At 62.3% G+C, this 4610-nt stretch carries 3 protein-coding genes; 1 reads left to right on the forward strand and 2 read right to left on the reverse strand.

Going from position 1 to position 4610, the window contains the following annotated elements; translation table 11 throughout:
- Positions 1-410, forward strand: a 410-nt coding sequence (locus ACXRVY_RS17745) for a LysR substrate-binding domain-containing protein (protein ID WP_458237878.1), incomplete at its 5' end; no start/stop codon positions are given.
- Between the two features lie 4 nt (positions 411-414).
- Here ACXRVY_RS17745 and recD read toward each other — a convergent pair.
- Both recD and ACXRVY_RS17755 read right to left on the reverse strand, forming a co-directional pair.
- Entirely contained in the window at positions 415-2523 is a 2109-nt protein-coding gene (gene recD, locus ACXRVY_RS17750) for an exodeoxyribonuclease V subunit alpha (protein ID WP_223463587.1), read from the reverse strand.
- The coding region (locus ACXRVY_RS17755; RefSeq protein ID WP_458237879.1) for a 3'-5' exonuclease at positions 2520-4610 on the reverse strand (2091 nt) is incomplete at its 5' end. The genes recD and ACXRVY_RS17755, both read right to left, overlap by 4 nt.

A 4610-nucleotide genomic window follows, 5' to 3' on the forward strand; every position in this document is an offset into this window, starting at 1 on the left:
ATCTGGACAACCACCCGCCGATCCGCCGCCCGGCAGACTTGGCCAAACATTCGTTTATCAGTTACGTCGACGACCTGGCATTCAGCTCGGAGCTGTTGTACCTGGCCAACGTATTGCCCGGCGCCAGTGCCAACCTGCGCAGCACCAGCGTGATCGCGCAGTTCGTGGCCGCGCAGCAAGGACGCTCACTGGCAATCCTGCCGTGCTTCCTCGCCACTCAGGACCCGCGCCTGCTGCCGGTGTTGCCGCAGGAAATCAATATCACCCGACAATTCTGGATGTACTGCCGCGAAGACCTGCGCAAGCTCAAGCGGATCACCCTGTTGTGGGATTACATCCGCGAGGTCACCGAGCAGAATCAGGGCCTGCTGATGGGCGAAAGCCGGGAGATGCTGTTTGCCGATTACTGACCCTTCAGCCTGTCGGCTCGCGGCCTTCCTTTAGCTCCAGCATCAGCCCGCTCAAGCGTTTGACCCGGCGTTTCACCGCCTCTTCAAACACGCCTGCACGCGACTCGATCAAGGTGAACCAGTCCTTGGCCCGGGTAATTCCGGTATAGATCAGTTCCTTGGTGAGTACCGGATTCAAGGCATCCGGAAGAATCAACGCGGTATGCGCGAACTCCGAGCCCTGGGATTTATGCACGGTCATGGCGTACACGGTTTCGACATCGTTCAGGCGACTGGGCAGGACAAACCGCACGCCTCCCTGGCCATCATTGCGTGGGAATGCCACACGCAGAACCTGTTTTCCAGTCCCGTGGCCTTCCTGTTCCGGGAGCCTGAGGGCAATGCCGATATCGCCGTTCATCAAACCCAGCCCGTAATCGTTGCGGGTCATCAGGACAGGGCGCCCCTCGTACCACTGCTGGTCGCTGTCGATCAGACGGGCCCTCAGCAACGCGTCCGTCACTCGCTGGTTCAAGCCTTCAACACCCCACGGCCCCTTGCGCACGGCGCATAACAACTGGAACGCGTCGAAAGCCTGCAGCACTTGTCGAGCCCAATCAATCCAGCACGAATCTTCCAGCGGGCTGTCCAGTGGCGGGCGCTGATTGCGCAGCACGCTCAGGTAATGTCGATAACCCTGCGGCCCCTCGCCATGGCCGTCGAGAAGCAAGCGTTCCAGGGCCCGATCCTGCTCCCCCTTGAGGGCCAGGCAATACACATCGTCATGGCTTCGCGCCGACAACAACTTGCGGGCTTCTTCGGGATGTTGCTGGTTGACCCAACGAGCCAGTTGGCCAATGCCGCTACCTTCACCGAATCGCCGGGAATGGCGCAACATCACGACCTGTTGAGCCAATGGATGAGTGCCCTGGGCGTCCTCCTGCAAGCCGCTGGCCTGCAGGTTTTCGCCACTGACGGCTTCCAGCCACTGGCGTGTCTGCGGGCTGTACCAGCCGGCCTCCGCATCGCGGCACAAATCCCCCAGTACCGCGCCGGCTTCTACCGACGCCAATTGATCCTTGTCACCCAACAGCACGAGGCGCGCATGGGGCGGCAAGGCGTCGAGCAGGTTGGCCATCATTTCCAGGTCGATCATCGAGGCCTCGTCCACCACCAACACATCCAGCGGCAGGCGATTGCCCGCATGGTGGCGGAAATGACGAGTCCCGGGCCGGCTGCCGAGCAGGCGGTGAACGGTGGTGACGTCGGAGGGGATCTTTTCCCGTATTTCTTCAGTGACCTTCAAGGTCCGGACTTGTTGGCTGATGGATTCGGTCAAACGCGCCGCGGCCTTGCCGGTAGGCGCGGCGAGACGAATGCGCAGGGGCATGCCGGCCTCGACCGCCGGCGCCTGGAGCAACGCCAGCAAGCGCACGACAGTGGTGGTCTTGCCGGTTCCCGGTCCTCCCGTGACGATGCTGAAGGCGCTGCGGGTCGCCAGGGCGCAGGCGAGCTTCTGCCAGTCGATCACTTCACCGGAACGGGCAGGACCAAACAGACCGGTGAGGCGCTGGAGCAAGTCGTTCGGCGTGGATTCGTGTTGCGTCAGACGCTCGCGCAACGAGAGGTCGATCCGCCGCTCGTAGGCCCAATAACGGCGCAGGTACAAGCGTTTGCCCGATAAAACCAAAGGCCGGTCGCGCACGTTGTCACGACTGTCAGCGGCCAGTGCGACCAGGTTGCTGGCGGCCAGCACCTTGCACCAATGAGCACCGTCCAGCGATCCCAGTAACTGTGAGGGCAACAGCATCGTGCCACCTTGCACGTCACCTTCGGGTGGCAGCGACAGGGCGAAGTCCGGTTCTTTCAGCGTCTCGAACAGGTCGAGGCAGACATGCCCATGGCCCAACTGGTGGCTGGTCAGCGCGGCTGCCAGCAACACCAGTGGATCATCCTCCGGTGCCAGCTCATGCAGAAACGCCACAAAGGCTTTGTCCAGCGCGCGCAACCAGCCACGCTCGACCCAACGCGTGAGCAACAACAGCAAGTCGTCGGCACGACTCAGCGGCGCCAGATCGGCCAGGCTTTCGGCTGCCAGCGATGTGGGCAACAAATCGGCGAATGTACGATTCATAACAGTACTCCCTGTTCCCAGGCGGGCTCGGCCTTGGGTTCCGGCTTGCCCTGGAACAGCCTGTCCAGACGCTCGATCAGTTCTCTTGGCGGCCGGGCGAAAAATACACCCTGGCTGGCCGCACGCGTACCGCGCAAAAACAGGTACAACGCACCGCCGACATGCCGATCGTAGTCGTAATCGGCGAGCCGCGCCTTGAGCTGGCGGTGCAGGGCCAACAGGTACAACACGTATTGCAGGTCATAGCGGTTGTCGAGAATCGATTGTTCCATGGCCTGCGCGGTGTAGGCCGCATCATCGACGCCGAGCCAGTTGGATTTGTAGTCGGCCACGTAATAGCGGCCGTCATGTTCGAACGCAAGGTCGATGAAGCCCTTGAACATGCCGTTGAGCAACACCGGTTCCGCGGCCACCCGGGCCACGCCGTTATGGGTGTATTGGCACACCAGCGCATCGAGCTTGAGCACATCGACCTTATGGCTGGCGAACCAGAACTCCATCTCGACCTGATACTGCGTCAACTGGGCGAATATCACCGGGGTCTGATCGTTGCCCAGTTGCAACGGCGACTTGAGCAGATGCTGCAGCCAGTCACTCAAGGTGCTGATCCMGCCCTCCCAGCCTCGACGGTTGCAGCGACGGGCAATGGCGTCGATCACCTCTTGTGGTGCCGCTTCAAAACCCTCGCCCCCCGCCCATTCGAGCAAGCCATGGAGGAAGGTGCCGGGGTTCGGGCCGCGCGGGAAGCGATGGATATCGCCGCCACCGGCCACCACTTCCCTGGGGGCCTGTGGGTCGAGGCGTTCGTCATCGAACAGTTTTTGCGCCTGTGGGCTCTCCGGTGCTTCGTCGGTGCCGACGCTCAGGGTGTCGCCAATGCGCAGCGCGCTGTAGGAAGCGATCCACCAGTTTTCACTGGCCTTGCGTTTCGGAACCAGTGGAACCAGCAGCGCCGCGTCATTTTGCGGTGGCCGGTAATGCTCTGCAGTCGCTTCAGGCATCTCGGCATACGCCAACGCCGGGCAGTCCTGCTGCAGATCCCGCAGCCAAAGCTGCAACGCCTTGGAGTCGGCCAATGGCGCACCGCCGCCCAGCAGATAACCCAATGCCGACAGATGCAGCACCGAGCCATTGTTGTTGCCGCGCTTGAGGTCGGCCACCCCCAGCCAGCAAGCGTGTTGCGCCCGGGTCAGGGCGACATAGAGCAAGCGCAGATCCTCGGCCAGACGCTCATCGTCAGCCAGGGCAATCAACTCTGTCGTCGGCTTCAACGTGACCTGGGCATTGCCTGATTCATCGTGGTAGTGCAATGGCAGGCGGCCGCCATCCACCGGTTTCGCCGAGCAAATGAACGGCAGGAACACCAACGGGTACTCAAGGCCTTTGGACTTGTGAATGGTCACGACCTTGACCAACTGCTCATCACTTTCCAGACGCAGGATCTGCTCTTCGCCAGCTTGCCCGGACAACGCCAGATGCTCGGACAAATGCCGAATCAGGGCTTGCTCGCCATCGAGTTCGGCGGCGGCTTGTTGCAGCAGTTCGAAAAGGTGCAGAAGGTTGGTCAAGACGCGCTCGCCGTCACTGCGGGCGATCAACGCCTGGGGCAGACGGAAGTCGTGCAGCAAGCGTCGCAGCGTCGGCAGTACGCCCTGCTTGCGCCAGACTTCGCGATAACCACGGAACTGCATGACCCGGGCTTCCCAGGCCAACTCGTCCTGATTCAGCCGCTCCAGCTCCGTCAGCGACAGGTTCAACGTGATGCTGGCCAACGCGGCCCGCAGCGGGCGCTCGACATCCGGCTCAGCGCAGGCCTTGAGCCAGGTCAGAACGTCATGCGCCTCCTGGGCGGCGAACACCGAGTCCTTGTCCGACAGGTAAACACTGCGCACGCCACGAGCGGCCAATTGCGCACGAACCGCCTGCGCCTCCTTGCCATCGCGGACCAGGATGGCGATGTCCGCCGGCAGCAGGCCCCTGAAGGCCTTACCGTCCTGGGTGAACCCCGCTTGCCCCTGCTGCCCGCCGTTGAGCAATGCCGTGATTTCACTGGCGCAGGCCGCCGCCAGTTGTTGCCGGTACACCGC

It is taken from the genome of Pseudomonas sp. P5_A2_2 (genome assembly GCF_054177685.1).

What these genes read in the sequence shown, in the direction of transcription:
- recD (WP_223463587.1), bottom strand. Translation starts at nt 2,523, where the DNA reads ATGAATCGTACATTCGCCGATTTGTTGCCCACATCGCTGGCAGCCGAA.